Below are 23,618 nucleotides of genomic sequence, written 5' to 3' on the forward strand. Positions count from 1 at the left end.
CATTACTTTTGCACCCGAAATGATATCTATAAATAACTTAACATTTGAAATTGGCTCTAGGGCATTGTACGATGAGGCAAACTGGCATATTAAACCAGGGGATAAAGCTGGTCTAATCGGTGCTAACGGTACCGGAAAGTCCACTTTATTGAAACTTATCGTAGGGGAATACGCACCTACCAGCGGGACCATATCCATGGCCAAAGACCTAAAATTAGGTTATTTAAACCAGGACCTCCTGTCCTATCACTCGGAAAAAAGCATCCTCCATGTTGCCATGGAAGCTTTTGAGAGACAAAATCAGCTGCATACCGAAATTGAAAATCTACTCAAGAAGTTAGAAACAGACTATTCGGATGAAATCCTGAATAAACTGAGCGATAAACAAACTGAATTTGAAGCATTGGATGGTTACAGTATCGAATTTCGTGCTCATGAAATCCTAGCAGGTTTAGGTTTCTCGGAAGAGGAACAAAAAAGACCTTTGGCGACCTTCTCTGGAGGTTGGCGGATGCGTGTGATGCTGGCAAGGATCCTCCTGCAAGCTCCTGACATCTTATTGCTGGATGAGCCTACCAACCACTTGGACTTACCCTCCATCAAATGGTTGGAAACCTACCTGCAAAGTTTTGAAGGCGCTATCGTGATTGTTTCCCATGACCGCTATTTCTTGGATAGGATCATCAATAAAACGGTTGAATCCAGAAAGGGAAAATTGACCCTTTATGCTGGAAACTACAGCTTCTATCTGGAAGAAAAATCATTGCGTGAAGAAATCCAAGGCAATCAATATAAAAACCAACAGGCCAAGATCAAACAAGAGGAAAGGTTGATCGAGAGGTTCCGTTCGAAAGCAAGTAAGGCTAAAATGGTACAATCTCGTATCAAAGCCCTTGACCGAATGGAAAAGGTGGATGAGGTGGATGATGACAACCCTGAGGTGAACTTCAGCTTTAAATTCTCCAAACCATCAGGTCGACATGTGGTAACGATGGAAAACATTTCCAAATCTTACCCCAACGTCGAAATCTTGGAAAATACGAATGGCCTGATTGAAAAAGGTGATAAAATTGCGTTGATCGGTGCCAATGGTAAGGGTAAATCTACCCTATTGCGGATCGTCGCAGATGCTGATTCTGAATTTGAGGGCAAGAGCACTAAGGGACATAATGTTTCCCAGACCTTCTTTGCCCAGCATCAATTAGAGGCCTTGCACTTAGAAAACTCCATTTTACAGGAATTGGTAGCCTTTGCGCCTAAACATACGGAAACGGAATTGCGTTCCATTTTGGGAAGTTTCCTTTTTACTGGGGATGATGTGTTCAAAAAAATCAAAGTCCTTTCAGGAGGTGAAAAATCAAGGGTGGCTTTAGCTAAGGCATTGACTGCAGACGCGAACTTCCTAGTACTCGATGAGCCAACCAACCACTTGGATATGGCTTCAGTGAACATCTTGATCCAAGCTATGCAACAATATGAGGGTACATTGATCGTGGTTTCCCACGACCGTTACTTCCTAGAGCATGTGGCCAACAAGATTTGGTTTATCGAAGACAAAGAAATCAAGGAATATCCGGGTACCTATCAGGAATATGAAGAGTGGAACTCCAAACGCGTGATCAAGCCTGAAGCAAAACAGGAAAAGAAACCAAAGGAAGAACCGAAAAAGGAAAAAGCTGCTCCTTCTGAGGATACCAAGAGGATCATCCAGAAGAAAAATAAGGAATTATCAACTTTAGAGGAAAAAATTGAAAGCCAAGAATCTTTGGTGAAGCAATTGGAAACCGAACTCGCTAAAGAGGAAATCTATTCCGATGCTGTAAAATTGCAGGAACATACCCGCAATTACAACTCTGAAAAAGCCAAATTAGAAGGCCTACAACAAGATTGGGAAGCCTTGGCTGAAGAGATCATGAACCTAGAAGATTAAGGTCATTATCTTATCCTAATTCGAGTCTAATTCGAGACTCATTCGAGACATGTTCGAGAAATATTCTATCCAGTTTGGGAATTTTCGGAATGTGTCTCGAATGAGGTTATAGGCAGACCCATGAAATCGCCTAGATCCCCATCCGAACCTTCATCCGTAATAACAAAGTCAGTAAGTTTAGTTTTTTGTGTCTATGGGGCAATATCTCAATAAGAGGTTTCGTTTTTCAGTGTCACCATGAGGAACGAATGGTCTCGGAAGTATTCAAACAATAATTGAATTGGCGAACAGGTCATCCATCTTCGATGGACGATGACAGCAAGTTGTGGGACATTTACGTACAGATTCTTCACTATTCGTTCAGAATTGGAAGTGTCTCAGAGAGGGATTCAGAGCACAGCGAAGAATCTATTTTTTATATTTTTTTAAGAAATCGTTATCATTGCGAAATCGTAAGATGAGCAAACTATTTTTTATTGGTTTATGCAACTTAAAGGAAATTTGCAGAAAAATATTTCACCCCTTCTGGGGGTTATACGTTGGGCGATTCGGTTTTCTACAAAGATTTCACCCACGCTGTGGGTTTTCTACAAACATCAACCCTTCCGAAGGAAGCCCTTTAGCCTCTGGCTCATTTCCTTGGCGGAAATTGGAAAGAATGCCGTTGCCCCGTGCGATGGGATTGGTTTGTATAAATTGTTAGACCAAGAATTTGAAAATCTATGAATTTCTTTAATCAGAAGATGATAATAATTTAGGTTTGTATGCTGCGGGCGTATGCGATACGCCCCTACAGTATTGGGGTCTTTCCAGCGACAAATTGACCCAGATCTTGGTCCATCCTCCCATCCCGAACATCCTGGTTCAAACCAACTCCTAATCAACGAAGAGCATTGGTCCCACTTGAATTTCACAATTGGCTGGAAATTTGTGCAGGATTTATTAAAACCAGATCATGACCGACATTCTACCTTTTATCATTTCGTTATTTGTGGGAATTGGACTTGCTGCTGCCACAGGATTTAGGGTGTTCCTGCCTATCTTCTTTTTGAGTTTGGGTTCTTATTTGGGATGGATTCCATTGGACGAGAGTTATGCTTGGGTGGGTGGTTTACCGGCTGTCATTGCAACGGGTTTGGCTACTTTATTTGAGATATTGGCCTATTACATCCCTTTTGTCGATAATATCTTGGATAGCATTACCGTGCCATTAGCTACCGTTGCCGGATCCTTGCTGTTTGCAACACAATTTACCGAAGTGAGCAGTTGGATTCAATGGTCCTTGGCATTGATTGCCGGTGGAGGTACTGCAGCGACCATCAGTTCGGTATTTGCAGGCACTCGAGCAGCATCCTCTGGAACGACTGCTGGCCTCGCCAATCCCGTCATCTCTACGGTAGAAACCATTGGCTCAACCATTATGAGCATACTGGCAATCTTTTTACCTATCCTAGCCGGAATATTGGTAATAGTAATCCTTTATCTTGCCATAAAATATGGCAAAAAACTATTGGACAAAATCAGAAGGAAACCTAAGGTGAATAAATTTAAGGATTCAACCTATTAACCCTTCCCTCCAAGTTTTCCTCCGCAACCTTGATAGGTTGATACTGGACCCAACAATAAGAGAGGAATGGAAGGAGAACAAATACGAGAAAGCCCCACCAAAAACTGAATATATTCCCAATTATTATACTTAGCAATAGAACGATAACAGGATAAGAAAACAACAACACGCCAAACAATAGGGAGTCATAGAATATACTGTTCTCCGTTTTCTGCTTTATCTTCTTTTTGACCAATTGATAAAACCAATAATGGGAATAATGGCCCAATAATGCTGGGTACTTCATCCATACACGTTCCTGTTGAATGCCATCCCTTGCCCCTACATAACGATTTAACATTTTGGCATCCATTTCCTCCCTGAGGTTCTTGATCAATTCACTGGTCATCACTTCAGAATTGTTCAGGTAATCTGTGGAGTCGATGGAATTCAAGGCTTCCAAATAAACTGCTTTAGGAACATCATCGAAGGAATTATAGCTGAGGATATAAGGTTGTACTTGGATGGGCACATCCATTTGCACCGCACGCTTGATAATTGACGTCAAGCCGGTAGTCATAAAGGGTTTCATATCGATTTGGTTCCTTGATACTCCTTCTGGAAAGATCAGGAGCTTGCGGCCCATTTTCAATTGGCGCACGCATTCATCATAGGTAAACCCATTGCTAATATCGGCATCCTGATCATCATGTTTCTTATAGATCGGCAACATAAAAAGACTACGCAAAGCCCAATTCGCCAAAGGTTTGGCAAATATATCTCCCCTAGCCAGAAAGCATATTTCCGTAGGTTGATGCACTGATAGAACCAAAGCATCGAAAAATGAATTGGGATGGTTTGAAACAATAACAGCTGGTTCATTCTTAGCTGCAAGTTCCAAGTTTTTTAATTGCCAATCTGCCACATACCAGTTCATGCCCAGTTTGACAAATGATCTTAGGATTGGATAAAGCATAGATTAATATTCTCAATAATTAGAATCCAAATTTTCCTATAACAAAAAACACGCCTAATTTTAACAAATACTAATCTTCTTTCATGGATTCGGTAATCTTATGGATATTGAGGCTATTCGCCATTGCGCTAAAAATCTTATAATAAGCGCCATGCAGGTCAAATAGCTCTTCATGGCTACCATCCTCGACCACCCTACCTTTTTCCATTACAATGATATGTTCGGCATCAATTATCTGGGAAATACTGTGCGAAACGATAATCACTGTCCTACCCACTTTGATGGCATCTAAACTGTTTTTGATCTGTTCTGTTGCGATGGCGTCTAAATTGGCCGTCGGTTCATCCAAGAAGATAATTGGCGGGTTCTTCAGGAACATCCTGGCTATGGCGATACGCTGCTGCTGTCCGCCTGAAAGAAGATGGGCTTCGGCTTCATATCCATTCGGCAAGTCAAGTACCTGCTCATGTATTGAGGCTTTTTTAGCAGCCTCAATGACCTCCTCCATACTGGCTTCTGTCTTGCCATAACGGATATTATCGGCAATACTTCCTTTGAAGATATGGTTCCTTTGTAAAACCAATCCTATATTCTCCCTTAAAAACTCGGTATCATATTCCCTGAGGTCTACCCCATCTAAATAAATAGCACCCGAGCTAGGTTCATAGAATTTATCCAACAGGTTAATGATGGTACTCTTTCCAGCACCTGATAAGCCGACCAATGCCGTGTTTACATTGGGACAGATCTGCATGCTGACATTGTGCAAGGCCTGATGGCCATTTGGATAGCTGAAATCCACATTCCTGATTTCGATCAATCCCTGAATGCTATCAGGTCTATAGGTTCCAGAAGGTTCTTTTTGCCCTTCATCTTCGAGGATCCCAAAGAAGCTCTCTGAATAGATCAAGGCATCATTGACCTCATCATAGATCCGGTGCAATTGCCTGATCGGTGCAGATACGTTATTGAATAACATAATATGGAACATAATGGCACCGATGGACATCTGTTCGTTCAATACGAAATAAGCGGTTAGAATAATGACGATCACGACGCCGATCTGCTCGATAAAACCCTTGATGCTTTCAAAGATAAAAGAGGTCTTTCGAGTAGCCATCTGGTTTTCGGTCATCTCATATTGGATCATCTTATGCTTTTCGGCTTCGGTTTCTTCCCGAACGAAGGATTTGATCACCGTGATGGAATCAATTAGATTGATCAATTGGTTACTTTTATTTTCCCGATACTGGCGCATATTCCTACGGAAACCCGAAAGTTTCTTGGCCTGCAATTGGGATACATAAAAATAGATCGGAATGATAAACAGCCCTACCAAGCCTACATAGAAATTCGCGAGGAACATACAGACCAAGGCGACGATGGCGTTTGCAAAGAGCGGCAGGATATCGATAAAGAAGTTTTGGACTAATCTGGTCAGGGAGCTGATTCCGGCGTCGATACGGGTTTGGAGTTTTCCAGACTCATTGACGCTGGACGTATAGAAAGCCATCTTATAGGTCAGGATCCGGTCGACAATAGCTTGAGAAAAGTCCCGAGCGATCATGATCCTCAGTTTCTCGCCGTAGTACTTTTGTCCGAATTGGACAATGGAATAGATTATTTCCTTGCCCAGCAATATAGCTGAAATAACGCCCAAAAGATAGAGACCGGTTCGAAGAGGTGTCTTGTTGACTAACAGATCGCTGATGGTATCAACGGTGTACTTTAGGATAAAAGCATTGACCTGTGCAGCGAATGACCCTACAACCGTCAGGATAAGGGTATAAAAAATGAGATTCTTATACGGCTTGGTAAAGGGTAATACTTTTTTAAAGAGTTGGGTTATGGTCATAAAATTTAAACTTTAAAGTACTCAAAAAGTTTAAGCCCAAGCTCTCTGTAACTAATATTTTATAGGATAATTTTCGATGAAATCAAACTTATAATCTTTGTGTTGCTTCAGGCTATCAATTAAATTACTCAATAATTGTTGTCCTTTTTTATTTTGGAACATATCGTCATGCATCAACAAAACGATATTATTAGGTTTCAAGGTGGACTTATTCCCTAACATGTTACGGATACGGCCATAGATCTCTTCTACAGACTGAACAGGCTTACCGCTCAAACCATTGATCTTCCATTCTACGTCCCATCCATAGATCTTATAGCCATTGACACCCAGTAAATCAGCCGTTTGGCTACCAGAAGTTAAATCTACACGGCGAACATCATCGAATAACCAGATGTTTCTACCTGGCATTCTGACGATCTTATGTTTCAAGCCCAGATCTGTTTCACATTTTTCGAAATCTGCTACGGCAAGGTCGGGGTTGCTATAAAATACATGGAATTTATTGGCAGCATGAGAATAGCTATGATTGTAACATTCCACCAAAGGATTGTTCATGTAACGGTCGAAATCACGTTTCAATCTTTTGCTCATGCCAGCATGTTTACCAACTAAGAAGGCGGAAATTTTGGTGTTTTTTGCGGTGATAATCGAGTCGATTGCCGAACTACCGATCAATGGACCATCATCGAAGGTAAGATAGATATGCTTATCCTTTTTATTCAGTTCACGGTAAATAGAATCCCTAAGCATTTTTTTAGCTTGCTTAGGTTCGATTTTATTTAAGGAATCAACGGCTGGAAAATGAATCTTGCCCTTATTCAAGGAATCAAGTAGGTCCATCAATTTTACGGTATCCTGCTTTAAAGGGCTTTGGCCATCAACCAAGGAATTTTCGGTCGAATCCAAAGGATTAGAGCTGGAAGGTGAACCTACAATAGAATTACAGGAGTAAACGGATATTAGTGTGGAAATAGCGGCAATAGCAGCGACAATAGTCTTCTTCAACATAGCCTTTGAGGGTCTCTTAAAATTTGTACAAAGCTAAAAATATTTGTCGATATAAGAAAGGGACTTCAAGCTGAAGTCCCATCCCATTTATCCCTATATTAATTGCTAATCATCGTAATGTCTACCTTTTTTCCAACGCTTATCCATTTTTTTATGGTACTTGTAATGTTCCTTTTCCATTTTGCGATAGCGTTTATCGGCACGGTGATGGTGTCTTCCGCCATCACGGATAGTAACTTGCGAATAGTTCCTGGAGTAACCATGATAGCGATCATGATAATGTCTGTGGTTTCTCCAAGGTCTAGATTCATTGATCACTACCTTATAGGTTCTATGAAAGTCGCGACCTCTATATCTTCTAGGTATTGTCCTGTGTGACACCCATGTACGGCCATCGTAGTAAGTATAGTAACGATTAGAAACATCGTAGTACATATCAAACTCGGGCATGTAATAGTACCTGGCGTAGTCATAGCCAACGGGGCCCCAGGAAGGTTGTACACCAATATTTAAGCTTACGTTTACTTGGCCTTCTGCGGGCTTGACGAAGAACAAACCTCCAAAAAATAATGCTGCGTAGAATAACTTTTTCATAAAAACCTCCTTATATCTTTAGGACCAAACGTCCGGTTATTTTTAATGTTCTGACAGGCATTTTGAAGGGAAGGATTAATCTGGAAATGTTAAAAAATGTAAATTCGCAGCTACAACATTCAGAATCAAGCTTTTAAAATTCATCTTTTTGTCATATTTTAAAATTTAACATGGCCTTAACCGCTCAAAAAATACTCGGATTGCCCTACCCGATTCTATCAGCATTTTTGTTATCTTTGTCGCAATTTTAACAAAATAGCAATATGGCATTACAATGTGGGATCGTAGGCCTACCAAACGTAGGTAAATCAACCTTATTTAACTGTTTATCAAACGCTAAAGCGCAAGCTGCAAACTTCCCGTTCTGTACCATTGAACCCAATGTTGGGGTCATTACAGTTCCGGACGCTCGCTTGAACAAATTAGCTGAACTCGTAAATCCGCAACGTATCGTTCCTAATACCATCGAAATCGTCGATATCGCCGGTTTGGTAAAAGGGGCTTCCAAAGGTGAAGGTTTAGGTAATCAGTTTTTGGGTAATATCCGTACCACAAATGCTATTATCCATGTGTTGAGATGTTTTGATGATGGGAATGTCATCCACGTGGATGGTTCAGTAGACCCAATCCGTGACAAGGAAATCATCGATACCGAATTGCAACTTAAGGATTTGGATACGGTAGTAAAGCGCATCCAGAAAGTTGAAAAAATGGCTAAGACGGGTGGCGACAAGGATGCTAAGAAAACTTTTGACGTCCTTTCCGTAGTAAAGACTCATTTGGAATCCGGTAAATCTGCTCGTACTGCTCCTATTTCAGAAGAGGATTTCGAATTTATCGATGATTTGACCCTTTTGACGGTTAAACCTGTTCTATATGTATGTAACGTTGATGAGGCTTCTGTCAATACAGGAAATGCCTATGTTGATAAAGTAAAAGAAGCTGTAAAGGATGAAAATGCGGAAGTATTGATTATCTCGGCACAGATCGAATCTGAAATCGCTCAATTGGAAGATTATGAAGAACGCAAAATGTTCTTGGAAGATCTAGGATTGGATGAATCAGGGGTTCACAAATTAATCCGTGCGGCTTACTCCCTATTAGACTTAGCAACTTACTTTACGGCAGGGGTTCAAGAAGTACGTGCTTGGACGATCGAAAAAGGATTTACAGCACCACAGGCTGCCGGCGTAATCCACACCGATTTTGAAAAAGGATTTATACGTGCCGAAGTTATTAAATACAATGACTTTGTACAATTCGGGTCAGAAGCAGCAGTTAAAGAAGCTGGGAAGTTATCCGTAGAAGGAAAAACATATATCGTTGAAGACGGGGACATTATGCACTTCCGATTCAATGTTTAGGTAAATAAAAAAAAGCGGCTTTAGGGTAGTCATGGTCGGAAGAAATTCCGACCATTTTTTATGTTTTAAAAACTTTACCTGGGTCGCCTCCTGCAAATATGATTAGAATAGCAGTTATCATATCCCGGAGCTCCATGGCTATTCGTCTTTTAGCGGTTTTGTAGCCCACATTATTGGCTTTTTTGTAGATCAACAAAAGCATCGCTGCAATCATTGTCATATAGACCATCACTTCAATCCCGTTCTTGTTCATTGAAACCAGGTGACTTAGGTTGAGTTCCTGTTTCAGGAACCTGAAAAACACTTCAATGTCCCACCGCTTTCTGTAATAATCAGAAATTTCCTTGGCAGAGAGTTTAAATTCGTTGGTCAGAAACCAGAATTCTTTGTTCGTTTTTTGGTTCCTGATGACCACCAAACGGAATAAGGTTTCTACTTTCTCTTGCCGGTAATGCAGTTTGCCCCGTTTGTTCTGGACGGGGCTTCCAGTGTAAAGCTTTACCTTGCTGTCTTTCAGCACTTCCCAATCATCCCATTTGGGAGATTCTTTCTCGTCAAGAAATGATTCAATCTCTTCAAATTTTCTGTTATCTTTCGAACGAATGATGAATTTCACAGACCCTTCCTCAAATTCTTTCATTGACCGTGTTGATTGCAGGCCCCTGTCCATGACATAAACATTGCCGTGATGCTCTTCTTTTCTTACTTGTTTTAAAACAGCTTCCGGGAGTGCGGACTCTTCGGAAGAGTATTTCTGGCCTGTAAATACCTCTACTCCCGAAGGTAAGATGCCATCAAATGAAAAACTGAATTTCACTAATTTCTTGCCGCTTTTCTGGTCAATCCCCTCTTTTAACTTAGAGCAGGCATCGGCAACAATAGTGCTGTCAACTCGTATCAGGTTGTACTTGGCTATCTCCGTTTTATTATAAGATTTCGCAAGCCGCAAATACATCTGCTCATAGATTTCTTTGAAATAACTGGGGTCGATCTTGGAAAGTCTCTCGGAGATAGAACTCCTGCGAACTTTTTCTTCTTCCCCCAATCCAAACAGGGCCTTAAAGCCGCTGCTGTTAAAAGTGTCCTCAAGTGTCCTCTGGCTCAATCTATCGTTGTCAAAGACGCAGAATAAAAGCAGATAGAACATTTTCCTCCCATGGAGCACTTTACTATAGTGGTCAACATTGGTGGTCGCTGAAAGATGGCTTAAAAGCGCCTCGGGAATGAAATCCAGAACCTGACTAAGGGAAACTTTGTGGTCATTGAATACTGACATAAATGTTTGATTATCAGTATAAACATACAAAATTTAAACGACAAAAACAAGTTAATTATTTGATTATCAGGTAATTGTAAAATTATTTTTTGCACATATAAAAAACAAAAAAGTCGGAAGAAAATCTTCCGACCATGACTAGCTTTAGGGTCGCTTTTTTTTAGATATGAGATATGAGATCTGGGATGGGGTTCAACTCCCCCTCGACTCCGCTCGGGGTTCATGCCTAAAAAGGATAGCATGTTAGCCAAGATATTGTCTAGCATGCACCTATACTGTAGGGCGAATTGAATTCGCCCGCCAGCTCCATGAATTATTTTTGAATTCGTTATTATTTCCGCCAACCTACAGGTCCGCAATTTTTAAAGATCACGGGCTTATGCAATAAGCCCCTACAAAACCGGCCGATATTCAATTAAACAATAATACCTGATTTGTCCCCCAGAACGTAGATCTGGGATGGGATTCAACTCCCCCTCGACTCCGCTCGGGGTTCATGCTCAATTGGGATTGCAAGTTGGCCAAGATCTTGTCTAGCATGCACCTATACTGTAGGGGCGAATTGAATTCGCCCGCCAGCTCCATGAATTATTTTTGATTTCGTTATTATTTCCAACAACCTACAGGTCCGCAATTTTTAAAGATAACGGGCTTATGCAATAAGCCCCTACAAAACCGGCCGATATTCAATAGAACAATAACACCTGATTTGCCCCCCAGAAAGGTCTATTGTCTTATGTTTATTGTCTTTTGTCTACAAAACCCTCTTAACTATCCTCAACTTATGGGTTGTTTGTTGGAGGTCGTGGTTATAGATCCCTTCGTTGTCGATGGAATCGATACGTACTTTTTCTACGACGTGTAGGATCTCTTCATCGGAAATTATGATTCCAAGATGGTCTACTTCGCCTTGTTCGTTGATGAAAAAAGCTAGATCGCCACCTCTTATTTCTGAGATAAAATCGATGGATGTGCCTAATTGGAGGATGCCTGGGATGTCTTTCGGGATCTCAAGGCCGAAATGACGATAAAATAAGCCGCATAGGCCAATATTGTCGATGCCATGTACTGTTCTTCCCTTATAGGAAAATGGGGTGTTCAGGTAGCTTGCTACGAAGTTTTCCAATTGTTCGCGATCTCTTTCTTCTTCATAACCTTCTTCGGTATCACGGAGATCGGAAAGGATCTTGTAATTGTCTACAGCCGTTATGATGCTTTTATTCTCAGGAATGGGGCTTCCATGATGGATCTGCATGGTTTTGTTCTCGCCGGCAACGGCATAGCCTCCCACCTCATCAATGATATAATCTGCTGGGATAATCTCTTCAACCAATTCGAATTGGCCTTCCATAATCCAACCTTGGATCTCTGAATCTGGAAGCTGGATCAATGCCCAAGACTTTTGTCGCTCTATGATGCTGAAAGCTTCAGCAAATAAAAGTTCATAAACACGATTGGATGAAAACTTTGGAGACTCGAGTACCGAGATCGAACTTAAAACACAAATTCCTAATGCCATAAAATATGCTGTTTTATAAAACAATTAAGCTAATTTAATCGTTTTTTATATATTAGATATACATTATAATCTAAATATCATGACTACAAAAAAGTTCAATCGAATATTATTAGCTATCGATGAAACCCCTTGTTCCCGTCGTGCCATCGACTATGCAAGAGAGATTGTTGAAGAAATACATCCTGCCCTTGCTTTAGTAACTGTCGTACCTCCCACTTCGCCAACATCTTATGGTGTGGACCCGCTATTAGGTCAGCAACCGATTATTGTTCCTGAAGTATCCGAAATACAGCAACAAGCATCTCAGGAATTCCTAAATAGGTTAGCTACGGAATTTCAGGGCGCCTCTGAAACATTTACCTTTAATCGTGTGGGTGATGTTCGCGACGAAATCTTGCAGGTTGCAAAAGAATGGACAGCGGATTTAATAATCATGGGCAATAATGGCCGGACAGGCTTTGACCATTTCCTTTCAGGATCCGTTTCGGAAGCCTTGATCAGAAAAGCAAGTTGCCCTGTACTGGTAATCCCGTTAAACTGCGATTAAGCTTTTACAAATTTCGCTACAAACATAGAGTCTGCTTTTTTATCATAGCCGATAAGGGGATGCTGTACCACTAACTGCAATCCTAAGGTATCGGAGATGTATTTGCTGACTTCTTCGTTCTCGGCTTCAAAAACAGAACAAGTGATGTATAACAATGTTTTTCCAGGCTTAAGGAATGGAACGACATGCTTCACGATCTGTTTTTGCAAGTCTGAGTACCTTTGTAATTCATAGCTCGTAAACTTCTGAAGCATTTCAGGGGTCCTTCCCCATGTTCCTGATCCGGAACAAGGTGCATCCAATATTATTCCATCAAATGACTCCTCCCCCATGATATGGTCAACGGGTTTGCTCAGGTCTAATATTTTCTTGCGAAAATAGGTTCTGATATTGGCTTTCTCAAAGCGCTCATCCAGATTCCTAAGAATGCTCAACCGGATATCAGAAACCAATAATTTAACATTTGGTTCCTTATCCAGCAATAAAAGTGACTTACCTCCAGAAGCTGCACAGCAGTCCCACCAAGAGCTCCAAGGAACTACCTCTAGCTCATTGAGACTATGTTGCGAAGATAGATCCTGCACCTCATAATCACCATCTATGGATTTGATCTGTTGAAGATTGGTTCCATTAGGTAAAGAAAGTGTTTGTGCGGCAAGCTCTTCAAAAGGGACTTCATTCTTTTCCAAGGTCTTTTTCACCTTGCTTTCCATACCCTTTTGGATACGGATATACAGATTGGGCTGAATAAAGTGGGAAAGGATAAACTCTTTTTTAGCAATGCTGGGAGATAGATAAGCTGTAAATGGGAACACCTCTTCTAGAAAGTCACCATACTTGGATTGTATAAAGTTCACTTTCTCTTCAATATCCAAATTGATCTTTTCGGACCATTCGGGTTGGAAAACCTGCACTACGGCAGAGTTTTCTTCACAAAGAAATTCAGCGATGCTAAGTTTCTCGGAAAGATCCAGATCGGAAAAGGCTTTCCCTAGACGGAAGAAGTTATAGCAGAACCGTGAGTTCATCCTTCTATCGGATGAACCCATTTGTCTGTTATTCTTATAAAATTGAGATAAGAACCTAGAGAAAGGTTCCTTAAATTGATATTCGTTGATAGTACGTTCGAAGTTGCGAACTTGCTGCTGTACTCTTTTGCTATTGATTTCCAATGCTTCTTATTGAAAAGAACCGTTTCGGTAGGTCCTTATTTTTACTGCTTGGTTTACATATCCCCAAGTTGGATTGTAATTGAACTGGTAATCACTGAAGATTCCGGAGTATTTCTCATCAACTACCTTCTCAGCATATCCAGTTCCGTATTTGCTCAACAAGGTCGCAAAATATTTACCTGCATCATAACCTTTATAGGCAAAGTCAGATGGGTCAACTTTAAAGGAGTTTTTATAGTTTTTCTTGAAATTCTGAACGTCAGAACTCCACACTTTTAAGTGGCTTTCAGAGCTGATGGTAGGATCCATACGGTAGAAGTTATCGTATGGTCTAAAATCAACACGTGACCAAAGTGGGTGCCCGAATAAACGAATGGCATAACCTTCGCCAACCTTATCATCCAATGCAGTCACAAGGGAACGCAATTGGGTTTTCTCAGTTGTTCCGCTGATCACAAATGCTGTCCCTAGGTCAGGAATGGTCTGTTTCAATTGGGCGACTGAAGTAACATGGACGATTTTCGCCATAGGCTTCAATTTCTTGATTTCCTCATCAAATCCGGCAATGAAGTTACGGTGATCGGTATCTCTTGCATCAAACACGATGATTACATCATTGTCCATATATTTTTTCGTCATCTCTTCGGCAATTGCACGCATATGGATGCGGATTGGAGGAGTTAATGAAACCAGATTGGAGATATTGAATTCGGTAGGCATGGTAGCTGCCAAAGGATTGACCTGAAGGACTTTATTGTTCTTATTGCCTTTGGCAAAAGAACGGATTTCCTTAGGGTAAACTGGGCCTACAATTAAGCTTGCGTTTTCCACCTCTTTAGAAGCAGCGATACTGATGTTTTTCATCTCATTATCCTGCGTGTCCATCACCTTGATGTTGAAATCACCAGGTTTTTTGGCAACCTCATTTACCCCCAACTGGAAACCTTGGTAAAAATCCAATGCTAATGCAGAACGCTTCACATCGGCTTCCACCACGTTTTCGTTGGCAATCATATTCAGTTGAAAAGGTAAAAGCAGAGCAATGCTATTGGCTTGCTCGGATGCTTTTACATTATCATCTTTTTTGGAATCCTCTTTCTTATCGTTTTCAGATGTGTTCTTTCCTGCATCCCTGTCTTTATTGCCATATACATTTGGGTTTTTCAAGACTCCGCCTGTAGTTTTCGGCGAACAAGAACTGACTGCAAGGACAGCACCTAAGCACAACGCGGCAAGGGTACCTCTATAAAAGTTTTTCAAATTATTATTCCCACTCAATTGTTGCTGGTGGTTTTGAGCTGATATCATATACGACTCTGTTGATTCCTTTGACATGATTAATAATCTCGTTTGAAATTTTAGCTAATAAATCATAAGGCAAATGAATCCAATCAGCTGTCATTCCATCAAGGGAACCAACAGCTCTAAGCGCTACTACGTGTTCATAGGTACGTTCATCCCCCATCACTCCAACTGACTGAACCGGCAAGAAGATAGTTCCCGCTTGCCAAACCTTATCATACCAACCTGATTCTTTCAGGTTACGAATGTAAATGTCATCAGCTTCTTGCAAAATCCGTACCTTTTCTTCCGTAATATCACCTAAAATTCGAATTGCTAATCCTGGACCTGGGAAAGGATGTCTTCCAAGGATCGCTGGATCAACTTCTAATGACTTTCCAACACGACGGACCTCATCTTTAAATAAAGTCTTCAAAGGCTCGATCACCTTCAATTTCATGTAGTCTGGCAAGCCACCTACGTTATGGTGTGATTTAATGGTTGCTGAAGGGCCTTTCACTGAAATGGACTCAATAATATCTGGGTAGATAGTTCCTTGACCCAACCATTTTGCTTCAGTGCCATCCGGCAATTCTTTTTGTATTTCTTTCGCAGCCTCATCAAAAACATCGATAAAAGATGCGCCGATGATCTTACGTTTTTGTTCTGGTTCTGATACACCCGCCAATCTAGAATAGAATAGGTCTTTGGCATTAACACCCTTGATGTTCAAGCCCATGTTTTTGTAAGAAGCCAATACTTGATCGTACTCATCCTTACGTAATAATCCATGGTCTACAAAGAAACAGTGCAATTTATCGCCAATAGCATGGTGCAATAATACCGCAGCAACGGTAGAGTCAACACCACCCGATAAAGCCATAATAACATGGTCATTACCTAGTTGCTGTTTAAGTTCTGATACTGTAGTTTCAACAAATGCGTCAGCAGTCCAGTCTTGGGTACATCCACATATATCGATAACAAAGTTTTTCAATAACACTTGGCCATCTGTACTGTGCGTTACTTCGGGGTGGAATTGGATACCGTAGGTTTTGCTTCCTTCGATTTGATAAGCCGCCACGCGTACTTTATCGGTACTTGCGACAATCTTGAAGTTTGCTGGAACCTCTTTAATGGTATCACCATGTGACATCCATACTTGAGATTGGGTTGGTATGCCTTTCAATAAATCATTCTCTTGATCAACAAACTGCAAATTAGCACGACCATACTCACGGATTTCAGAAGGAAGAACCTCACCATTGGAATGCTGAGCGATGTATTGCGCACCATAACAAACTCCTAATAATGGGAATTTTTCCTGAATGGCCTTGAAGTCTATCTGAGGGGCGTCTTCTTGACGCACTGAATAAGGGCTACCTGAAAAGATCACGCCTTTTACAGATCCATCAAATTCTGGAAGGTTGTTGAATGGGTGAATTTCACAGTATACATTTAGTTCCCTAACGCGACGCGCAATTAACTGGGTATATTGCGATCCAAAATCGAGAATGATAATTTTTTCTGACATGGCGCAAAGTTACAAATCAATACACAATTTATCAGAGGAAATGTTAACTTATTGACGTAAAAAAGAAAGCAAGCATTGAATCAATGCTTGCTTTCATAAAAATTCTTAATTTTTACTGATGGAAAACGATCTTTCCACCGGCGATTTTCTTGTCTCTTTTGTTCTTAGGATTGCCATAGACATCAATCGTACCACCCATTCTAGTCTCAACATCAGCGGATTCTGAAGCATTGACCTCGGTTTTTCCACCGGCATTGACCCGAACATGTACTATCTCTGTTTTCAGGTCCTTCCCATAGAAGTTACCGCCTGCAGTGGTCGTGACATTCAACTTGGTTGCTGAGCCCAATAGGTCAATGGACGAACCTGTATTGGAAGAAACATCAACCCCTACTGACTTAATGTATGCTCTGATTTTAGAGCCCTCTGTAGCTGTGAAGATCATCGCCTCTTCTTCAATCGCGCTCTCCTCAATATTGACTTCGGAACCTTTTTTGGCAATGATACTAGAAACGGAAGGGGTATACACCACCACATTGGCTTGATTTCCCTGCATGATATGACTGCCTTTCATCTTTAAGCGAAGCTCTCCTTTTGAATATACGGCTTCCACCTTGTCTGCCAACTCGCCATTGATCACGATTTCATGCTTATCACTTGGAACTACGCTCACCCATAACCTATCGGTCACTTCTAGAACAGAAAATTCATTGATGCTCTGCTTGATTTGAGCCTGCACCGAATGAATTAACATGGATACTGCAAATAATAAAATGTATTTCATCTTCATAACGCTAATATAGATATTTACCTACCTAATAACGCTAATTCGTCCTGAGTATACATATTTGCACCCTTTAAATATTTGTAAATTTTTTCTTTAGTGAATTTGTCCGACATCTTATAAAGATTGTTCATCACAAAATCCTTGTCAGATTCTATTTCATTATGGTAGCCTAAGTATTTGGGAATATGGTATTGGATACTAAGACGGATAAACCGAAGCTCGACATTATTGGGATTGGTCTTGAGTTCTTTTTCCAACTTGTTTTTCCCATCCTTGAAATAACTCATCTTTTTGAATGGATTAGAAGTATGTTTGGCCATGAACATATGAAACGCAGCGGCATATCCGCGTTCAACCGGTGAGTCCGCATTTTCTTCCAAGGCCTCTAAGTGCCTTTTACACAAATCCTCATCCTTGACCCCTTTGTTAAAATCATTTCGAACGCTGTTCAAATCCAAGTCTTGAGAACGTATCTCATTGGAAATCAACAGAACAATGGCTAAAATCATTATTCTCATCATAATTAAAAATGGTTTATCTTCCATTAATTTACAAAAAACAGGCCAAGTAGAATAAATTTTAACACTTTCAGCTAAATTTTAATGAACGGAAAACTGATTTTTTCCCTACTGAGAATAAAAATTTAACCCTGCGCCAAAAATTATTAGTAAATTGTAGTGTAAAAATTAATAACCTTAAAACTAACTTATGGAAAACAACGAAAACAGCTTTGAGCAAGCAGACAATATCAATCCGCAGAACAATCCCTATTCCAACTATGATTTGAAAATTGGACCTGTCGCCATTGAGTATCTGCGAGAAACTTCAAAATGGGCAAAATTCCTGTCAATACTCGGCATGATTGGAATGGCCTTTTATTTAGTGGTGGCCTTTTTCATGATGTTGTATTTTATCGGAAATAGTTCTACAAGTCGTGAACAAGTTAATGCCTTCGCCATGATCCCTTTCCTTCTCATGATGATCATTATGATTGGTTTATACTTCGCTCCGATTTTATGGTTATATAAGTTTGCGAAGAACCTCCAAGATGCGATCAATATGCGCAATTCAGATCAACTGACGACAGCATTTAATTTTCTCAAAAAGCACTATAAATTCATAGGTATCTTGGCCATTATTATGCTAGGACTCTATTTATTGAGCTTCTTTGGCCTACTGGCCACAGGCGTTCTATCGGAAATGTCTGGAGGCGGGGGATTGTAATTTTTAATAAACTATACTTAGAAATATGAAGAAGGAGGTTTAGCAATTGCTGAACCTCTTTTTTTGTGTCTCATACTTGGCTATTGAGCACAACAACCTATTGACCAGAATAGCTAAAATATAACTCGTATTATCAAAAGAATCTTCTCAAGAACATCTTTAAAAACATTGATTAAAATTCTATGTTTTATATACATAGACTTATGATAAACAATAGATTATGAAGACATACATTTCAATTATCACGAAAGCAATGTTCCTATTCGGTCTCATTGCAGCTAGTTCTTGTCAAAAAGAACAAATCCCCACCCCTGAAGGCGACCAGGCCAAAGAAAACGCTAAGAACACCAAGGCTAAACTGCCGGGTGATGTATCAGGTACTCTAAAATCGGCTAAAATTTATTTCAACAGCACAACGAAAACTTACACCACAGGTTATGCAGGTGGCCTAGATTATAGCACCATGTTCACTCACCCTACAAACAAGTTTGATTATCCGGATTACTCTCCTTGGAGCCCTGTAACCGGTCCAGTTACCGGTCGATCTAGCTTTATGGATTATCATGCGGATGGGAATAAATTCGTTGTGGTTTTAGGGACTGTCCCTGGGGGTTTGATTTACAAGTATGATGCAAAAAAATACATAGACAGTCTTTCCAAAGGATATATGCCTAGTGTAAATGGGTTTATTACAAGGTCTGGTGGTGGCGCCGGTGGATCAGGCGGCAGTGAGGATTTCTATATCGTCCTTTCGGGTCAATATGTAATCGACCATTCCTCGCCAACCGGGGTAGCCATTGTGGATATCAATACGAAATTACCAGATTCGAAACCGAAACCGCCACCATTTGAATCGGTTCAATAAAAAGGTCTTAAAAAAACAAAAAGCTCATCGAATGATGAGCTTTTCTTTGGTACCCAGGGCCGGGATCGAACCGGCACGAATTGCTTCATTGGTGTTTGAGACCAACGCGTCTACCAATTCCGCCACCTGGGCTTATTCCCTTTGGAACGATGCAAATATAGGTACTCTCCTTTATTTTCCAAAAATAAAATTACTCCCATCGCTAAACTAACTGATTTTTAGCCAATTTATTTTTCAAAAGCCCTCCAAAAACCATCAATTGGTTGCATTAACAATATTTAACATCGTGCAAAATAAACCATCCCCCCTCTTTTTCATCTTACTAATAAGCAAAACGAAAAAGGAAACTGACAAAATCTTGAATCCGTTAACATACTTTAACTAAACTCGATTTAAACGTTTTCACTCAGAATTGCTCAAAGAATAAAAGGACAATAAAAATAGATAGACTATGAAAAAGATATTAACATTTGCTGCTTTATTTGCTGGTTTAAGCTTTGCAGCTTCTGCACAGACACAAGATAGCGTAAAGAAAGAAAGATCAGAGGTTCGCCAAGAGATGAAACATAGAAAACATGTCCGTGGCGGAGACAGAATGGGTAAGATGATGAACAAAACCCCAGAGGAAATCGCAAAGATGAAAACTGATCGCTTGGACAAAGAATTGAAGTTTACGGATAAACAAAAACAAGATGTTTATACCTACAACTTAGATCAAGCTAAGAAATGGAAGGAAAAACAAGAAACTAGAAAAGCTGATCGTGAGGCTCGCAAAAATGAAATGAAGGCTGAACGTGATGAATTCATGAAACTGTTGACTCCTGAGCAGCAAGAAATATTAAAGAATAAAATGGCTGAAAACCGCAAGGGCAGAATGGACCGTGGCGACAGACCACAGCATCGTCAGATGAAACGTAGGGACATGGACCGTAAGCCAGTGGAAAAACCAGCGCAAGAAACTACAAGTGTAGAAAGTTCAAATGGCTAAATAGAGATTAAGGTTTTTTATTAGTTAGTGGTTATATGTTTAATTGATGAAGGTCCCGTGCTTATTACGGGGCCTTCATATTTTTATGGCTTTTCAATGGAATTGGCTAATTCCACGAAGCTTTTAGTTTAGAACCCATTTCCTGGTCCTTCTCCACAGAGACAGACCTTGGAATCCTTTCCTTCAGCTCATCAACATGCGAAATAATACCCACCACCCTATTTTCATGATGTAAATATTGTAGGGTATCAAACACCGTATTGATACTTTCTGAATCTTGGGTACCGAAGCCTTCATCAATAAAGAAGAAGTTTCTATCAGACTTATTCAGTGATTGAATGTTTTCAGCTAAGGCTAATGCCAAGCATAGCGATGCTTGGAAGCTTTGACCACCTGACAAGGTCTTCACCGAACGCCTATAACCATTATTGAGATAATCAATTACCTCAAATTCATTATTTTCATTGATAGTAAGGCTCAGCTGGTTTCTGGTCAATCGGTGGAAGCGATCGTTCGCCATTTCACACATCTGCCTTAAATGGATGCTCGATACATAATTCACAAAACCATTTCCTTTAAATAGGTTTTCTAGCACCTTTAAATTAGCACCTCGAGCATTCAGTTGATCAAACTCCTCCATCAGCTTCTCTTTCTTACCAATTTCTAAAGTCAGATGCGCCAATTCTTTCTCCAATCCACCTGTTAATGACAATTGCAATTCGAGCTCTTCTTTCTTAAATTCAAACAACTTACTGCTGGTCTCTAACTCCTCTTCTGAAAAGTCCTTATCCTTCAAAAAGTCTTTTAAGGAATTGATCTGCGTCTCTAAGACCTCTAATCTCACATAGAATTGCTGAAATTCCTTACGCAATTGATCAACTGGCATTGGTCTTTGGATAATATGCTGCACTTGCGTAATATCTGCAAACTTATACTCACGCAATAATTTGGCAAGTTGTTCTTGCCTCACCTTGATCTGCTGATTGAAATTGCTCAATTGTTCTTTCGCAGCACTATATTGACCAGCAATCTCCGCCAATTTAGTTTTATAGGTATTCAATTTCTGGTTCAAAGTCAGGTAATCACTCTCAATCTGCACAACGCGTTGATCAAGGTGCAACTTCAATCTTTTCACCTCATCAAGATCGATTTCTGAGAATTCCTCAAAGTTCACTTGCTGCAGGGAATTCTTGCTATGCAGGCTTACGCCTTTCACAACAGCTATTTCAGCCTTGATGGCATCAAGTTCTTTTTCAAATTTTTGGATGTTCTCCCTACTCTTCTGCAGATCCTGACGCATCTGTTTGATCTCAGCCTCTAATCCAGAGGTGATTTGTTCGCTTTGCTTCACACGCTCTTTCTGCGCCTCAAATGCATCCGTATCCTCTGATGAATAACCAGACCATGAAAATGCCGACAGATGCTCATTCAGATTACTAGAATGGCCATCATTATCTTTCTGCAATTGGTCTAGACTGGTCCTTTTGGTATGCAAGGAAATACTGGTCCTCGTAAGCTGTTCTTTCAGCTTTTGGAATTCGGTCCGCTTTCCATCCAAATTATATTTCTCTTGGGTAATCTTATTCAACTCTTCCTGCACATGCGTTGCAACCATGGGTTCAGGATGATCCAATGCTCCACAAAGCGGACAAGGCATTCCAGATTGTAGTTCGGTAGCAAATCGACTCAACTTCGCTTGAACCTGCAGATGGGTTTCTTGCTCCCGCAGCTTATTCAAATCGTTTTCAATCAATTTCAGCTCATTCCCGATCATCTGCTCCCAGTTATCCTCGGTATAACCTAACTTATTGAAAAGAGCCTGCTCCACATCAACCTCTTGCGCCAATTGCTCCAAGAGTTTGTTGGAGTTCTTTTGTTGTTGCTCGATGGTATCCTTCTTATGATACCATTTCTCCATTTCAATCAGCTGGGAAGTATCAATTTTCTCTGACTTCAATGCTTCCAGCCTGTTCTCAGTCTCCTCCAACTTCTTAGAAAGATTGACCTCAGCCTCTTTGGTCCTCTCCACAAAGGGAGTACCTTTGGTCAATCGAGTCTCCAGTTCCTTTTCCTTCTTATCGTTCTCTTTGATCTGGATAAGCCTTTTATAATCTTCTGTTTTAGCCCTGAACACATTTAGGTTCAGATAATCATGTTGAACAGAAGCAATCTCCTTTTCAATCACATCAATTTCCTGCAATTGACGCTCTTTCACCACCTGAAAATTCTCAATCTTATGGATCAAGGATTCACGTTCTATATTTAGCGATTGCAGGTAATTCAATGGCTCTTTAAAAGCCTGAGAAGTCCTTTCATAGCGGTTGACTTCAGCTTCTTGCTGTTGAACTCGCTCCTTTTTGCTATTCAGGTCATTGAACTGAGCTTCCTTTTGCTGCAGCTCGATCCCTTTGTCCTTGTATTCTTGAAGAGACTGGACTTTTTGCTGCAACTCTTGAAAATCGGCTCGAGTAACCTCCAAGGTCTTTTTAGCCTCTTCCACCTCAATTTTCTTTTGATTGAGGACTTCTGTCGAAATGCTTTCAAAACCAGACAGGGCACCTTTTAGGTTTTCAAGCTTACGGTTGTTACCTGCTTGAAGAAAGCCCACTTTAGGACCCAAATCAAATTTATTCAGGTAAAAGATCTCCTTCATCATTTCGGAACGATCCTTACCCTTCAATTCTAAAAACTCCTTAAACTGACCTTGCGGAATGATAATGGTCCTTCTGAAGTTAGGATAGGATAAATTCGTTACTAATGCCCCATCAGCAGACTCCATCGGCACCCATTGTCCATCAATCCATTCATAGGCCGTACGCTCGATCGGAGTAGTATCATCAAAATTCTTCCTTCGCCTCCATTGGGCCACAAAGCGGAATTTTCGTTTTTCAAAGTTCAGGAACTCAAAGACTATCATCGCTTGATTAGACTTTAAGTTCATCATATTATAGGCTCGTTTATCAGTCTTGTTCAAGCGCTCGGTATCACCGTACAGCGCAAAACTGATAGCCTCTAATATGGATGATTTCCCAGACCCCACCTTACCGAAGATTCCAAATAATCCCGCTTCCGTAAGTTCTGAAAAATCTATAGATTGTTTTTCTTGATAGGAATATAACCCCTCAATACTTAAAAATAATGGCAACATA

19 protein-coding genes and 1 tRNA gene are annotated in these 23,618 nt (G+C 40.5%); 7 read left to right on the forward strand and 13 right to left on the reverse strand.

Features of this window, described 5'->3' with window-relative positions; translation table 11 throughout:
* Positions 1-19 precede the first annotated feature (19 nt).
* The gene (locus CKW03_RS13280) at positions 20-1,930 is read left to right on the forward strand and encodes an ABC-F family ATP-binding cassette domain-containing protein (RefSeq protein WP_093097831.1); all 1,911 of its coding nucleotides are present in this window, start codon (positions 20-22) and stop codon (positions 1,928-1,930) included.
* Between the two features lie 955 nt (positions 1,931-2,885).
* A complete protein-coding gene (locus CKW03_RS13290; RefSeq protein ID WP_093097657.1) occupies positions 2,886-3,497 on the forward strand; it encodes a DUF4126 domain-containing protein in 612 nt (203 codons plus the stop codon).
* Here the strand turns inward: CKW03_RS13290 and CKW03_RS13295 are convergent.
* From CKW03_RS13295 to CKW03_RS13310, 4 genes are all read right to left on the reverse strand, one after another.
* The gene (locus CKW03_RS13295; protein WP_093097659.1) at positions 3,478-4,452 is read right to left on the reverse strand and encodes a 1-acyl-sn-glycerol-3-phosphate acyltransferase; all 975 of its coding nucleotides are present in this window, start codon (positions 4,450-4,452) and stop codon (positions 3,478-3,480) included. The two genes, CKW03_RS13290 and CKW03_RS13295, sit on opposite strands and share 20 nt — an antisense overlap.
* A 70-nt stretch (positions 4,453-4,522) precedes the next feature.
* Positions 4,523-6,307: an ABC transporter ATP-binding protein gene (locus CKW03_RS13300; protein ID WP_093097661.1), complete on the reverse strand. Its 1,785-nt coding sequence runs from the start codon at positions 6,305-6,307 to the stop codon at positions 4,523-4,525.
* Between the two features lie 51 nt (positions 6,308-6,358).
* Complete coding sequence (locus CKW03_RS13305; protein ID WP_236736478.1) at positions 6,359-7,318, reverse strand: polysaccharide deacetylase family protein; 960 nt, start codon at positions 7,316-7,318, stop codon at positions 6,359-6,361.
* Positions 7,319-7,423: 105 nt separating this feature from the next.
* The gene (locus CKW03_RS13310) at positions 7,424-7,912 is read right to left on the reverse strand and encodes a hypothetical protein (RefSeq protein WP_093097663.1); all 489 of its coding nucleotides are present in this window, start codon (positions 7,910-7,912) and stop codon (positions 7,424-7,426) included.
* A gap of 263 nt (positions 7,913-8,175) precedes the next feature.
* Between CKW03_RS13310 and ychF the strand changes: the two genes are divergently transcribed.
* Positions 8,176-9,276, forward strand: a complete 1,101-nt coding sequence (gene ychF, locus CKW03_RS13315; RefSeq protein ID WP_093097665.1) for a redox-regulated ATPase YchF — start codon at positions 8,176-8,178, stop codon at positions 9,274-9,276.
* 58 nt (positions 9,277-9,334) lie between these two features.
* Here the strand turns inward: ychF and CKW03_RS13320 are convergent, their stop codons facing one another.
* Entirely contained in the window at positions 9,335-10,552 is a 1,218-nt protein-coding gene (locus CKW03_RS13320) for an IS4 family transposase (protein WP_095067887.1), read from the reverse strand.
* 754 nt (positions 10,553-11,306) lie between these two features.
* A complete protein-coding gene (locus CKW03_RS13325; protein WP_093097840.1) occupies positions 11,307-12,071 on the reverse strand; it encodes a C40 family peptidase in 765 nt (254 codons plus the stop codon).
* Between the two features lie 79 nt (positions 12,072-12,150).
* Between CKW03_RS13325 and CKW03_RS13330 the strand changes: the two genes are divergently transcribed.
* The gene (locus CKW03_RS13330) at positions 12,151-12,618 is read left to right on the forward strand and encodes a universal stress protein (protein WP_093097842.1); all 468 of its coding nucleotides are present in this window, start codon (positions 12,151-12,153) and stop codon (positions 12,616-12,618) included.
* On the opposite strand, the gene CKW03_RS13335 is transcribed toward CKW03_RS13330, so the two are convergent.
* The 5 genes from CKW03_RS13335 to CKW03_RS13355 form a co-directional block, all read right to left on the reverse strand.
* On the reverse strand, positions 12,615-13,790 hold the full coding sequence (locus tag CKW03_RS13335) for an RsmB/NOP family class I SAM-dependent RNA methyltransferase (RefSeq protein WP_093097843.1): 1,176 nt from the start codon (positions 13,788-13,790) through the stop codon (positions 12,615-12,617). The two genes, CKW03_RS13330 and CKW03_RS13335, sit on opposite strands and share 4 nt — an antisense overlap.
* Before the next feature lie 6 nt (positions 13,791-13,796).
* Positions 13,797-15,098: an ABC transporter substrate-binding protein gene (locus CKW03_RS13340; RefSeq protein WP_093097845.1), complete on the reverse strand. Its 1,302-nt coding sequence runs from the start codon at positions 15,096-15,098 to the stop codon at positions 13,797-13,799.
* Positions 15,055-16,605, reverse strand: coding sequence for a glutamine-hydrolyzing GMP synthase (gene guaA / locus CKW03_RS13345; RefSeq protein WP_093097846.1), 1,551 nt, complete (start codon positions 16,603-16,605; stop codon positions 15,055-15,057). The genes CKW03_RS13340 and guaA overlap by 44 nt, the downstream gene beginning before the upstream one ends.
* A gap of 112 nt (positions 16,606-16,717) precedes the next feature.
* Positions 16,718-17,389, reverse strand: coding sequence for a GIN domain-containing protein (locus CKW03_RS13350; RefSeq protein WP_169919007.1), 672 nt, complete (start codon positions 17,387-17,389; stop codon positions 16,718-16,720).
* 23 nt (positions 17,390-17,412) lie between these two features.
* Positions 17,413-17,913 carry a hypothetical protein gene (locus tag CKW03_RS13355; RefSeq protein ID WP_236736483.1) on the reverse strand — a complete coding sequence of 167 codons (501 nt, stop codon included), beginning with the start codon at positions 17,911-17,913 and terminating at the stop codon, positions 17,413-17,415.
* A 187-nt stretch (positions 17,914-18,100) separates the two neighbouring features.
* Here CKW03_RS13355 and CKW03_RS13360 point away from each other — a divergent pair, with 187 nt between their 5' ends.
* The gene (locus CKW03_RS13360) at positions 18,101-18,616 is read left to right on the forward strand and encodes a DUF5362 family protein (RefSeq protein ID WP_093097849.1); all 516 of its coding nucleotides are present in this window, start codon (positions 18,101-18,103) and stop codon (positions 18,614-18,616) included.
* Positions 18,617-18,836: 220 nt separating this feature from the next.
* Positions 18,837-19,481: a hypothetical protein gene (locus CKW03_RS13365; protein WP_093097851.1), complete on the forward strand. Its 645-nt coding sequence runs from the start codon at positions 18,837-18,839 to the stop codon at positions 19,479-19,481.
* Positions 19,482-19,528: 47 nt separating this feature from the next.
* Here CKW03_RS13365 and CKW03_RS13370 read toward each other — a convergent pair.
* Positions 19,529-19,613: transfer RNA gene (locus tag CKW03_RS13370), tRNA-Leu, on the reverse strand.
* Between the two features lie 319 nt (positions 19,614-19,932).
* Here CKW03_RS13370 and CKW03_RS13375 point away from each other — a divergent pair.
* Positions 19,933-20,469 (forward strand): DUF4890 domain-containing protein, encoded by a 537-nt coding sequence (locus CKW03_RS13375; protein ID WP_093097852.1) that lies wholly within the window; start codon positions 19,933-19,935, stop codon positions 20,467-20,469.
* 106 nt (positions 20,470-20,575) lie between these two features.
* On the opposite strand, the gene CKW03_RS13380 is transcribed toward CKW03_RS13375, so the two are convergent.
* On the reverse strand, positions 20,576-23,617 hold the full coding sequence (locus CKW03_RS13380) for an SbcC/MukB-like Walker B domain-containing protein (RefSeq protein ID WP_093097854.1): 3,042 nt from the start codon (positions 23,615-23,617) through the stop codon (positions 20,576-20,578).
* Position 23,618 lies beyond the last annotated feature (1 nt).

The organism is Sphingobacterium mizutaii, from assembly GCF_900187125.1.
Classification (GTDB): Bacteria; Bacteroidota; Bacteroidia; order Sphingobacteriales; family Sphingobacteriaceae; genus Sphingobacterium; species Sphingobacterium mizutaii.

Coding starts and splice junctions, on each gene's coding strand:
- CKW03_RS13280 (WP_093097831.1), top strand. CDS start 20: ATGATATCTATAAATAACTTAACATTTGAAATTGGCTCTAGGGCATTG.
- CKW03_RS13305 (WP_236736478.1), bottom strand. CDS start 7,318: ATGTTGAAGAAGACTATTGTCGCTGCTATTGCCGCTATTTCCACACTA.
- ychF (WP_093097665.1), top strand. CDS start 8,176: ATGGCATTACAATGTGGGATCGTAGGCCTACCAAACGTAGGTAAATCA.
- CKW03_RS13290 (WP_093097657.1), top strand. CDS start 2,886: ATGACCGACATTCTACCTTTTATCATTTCGTTATTTGTGGGAATTGGA.
- CKW03_RS13360 (WP_093097849.1), top strand. CDS start 18,101: ATGGAAAACAACGAAAACAGCTTTGAGCAAGCAGACAATATCAATCCG.
- CKW03_RS13325 (WP_093097840.1), bottom strand. CDS start 12,071: ATGGCATTAGGAATTTGTGTTTTAAGTTCGATCTCGGTACTCGAGTCT.
- CKW03_RS13380 (WP_093097854.1), bottom strand. CDS start 23,617: ATGTTGCCATTATTTTTAAGTATTGAGGGGTTATATTCCTATCAAGAA.
- CKW03_RS13300 (WP_093097661.1), bottom strand. CDS start 6,307: ATGACCATAACCCAACTCTTTAAAAAAGTATTACCCTTTACCAAGCCG.
- CKW03_RS13320 (WP_095067887.1), bottom strand. CDS start 10,552: ATGTCAGTATTCAATGACCACAAAGTTTCCCTTAGTCAGGTTCTGGAT.
- CKW03_RS13295 (WP_093097659.1), bottom strand. CDS start 4,452: ATGCTTTATCCAATCCTAAGATCATTTGTCAAACTGGGCATGAACTGG.
- CKW03_RS13340 (WP_093097845.1), bottom strand. CDS start 15,098: ATGATATCAGCTCAAAACCACCAGCAACAATTGAGTGGGAATAATAAT.
- CKW03_RS13350 (WP_169919007.1), bottom strand. CDS start 17,389: ATGAAATACATTTTATTATTTGCAGTATCCATGTTAATTCATTCGGTG.
- CKW03_RS13330 (WP_093097842.1), top strand. CDS start 12,151: ATGACTACAAAAAAGTTCAATCGAATATTATTAGCTATCGATGAAACC.
- guaA (WP_093097846.1), bottom strand. CDS start 16,605: ATGTCAGAAAAAATTATCATTCTCGATTTTGGATCGCAATATACCCAG.
- CKW03_RS13375 (WP_093097852.1), top strand. CDS start 19,933: ATGAAAAAGATATTAACATTTGCTGCTTTATTTGCTGGTTTAAGCTTT.
- CKW03_RS13365 (WP_093097851.1), top strand. CDS start 18,837: ATGAAGACATACATTTCAATTATCACGAAAGCAATGTTCCTATTCGGT.
- CKW03_RS13310 (WP_093097663.1), bottom strand. CDS start 7,912: ATGAAAAAGTTATTCTACGCAGCATTATTTTTTGGAGGTTTGTTCTTC.
- CKW03_RS13355 (WP_236736483.1), bottom strand. CDS start 17,913: ATGATGAGAATAATGATTTTAGCCATTGTTCTGTTGATTTCCAATGAG.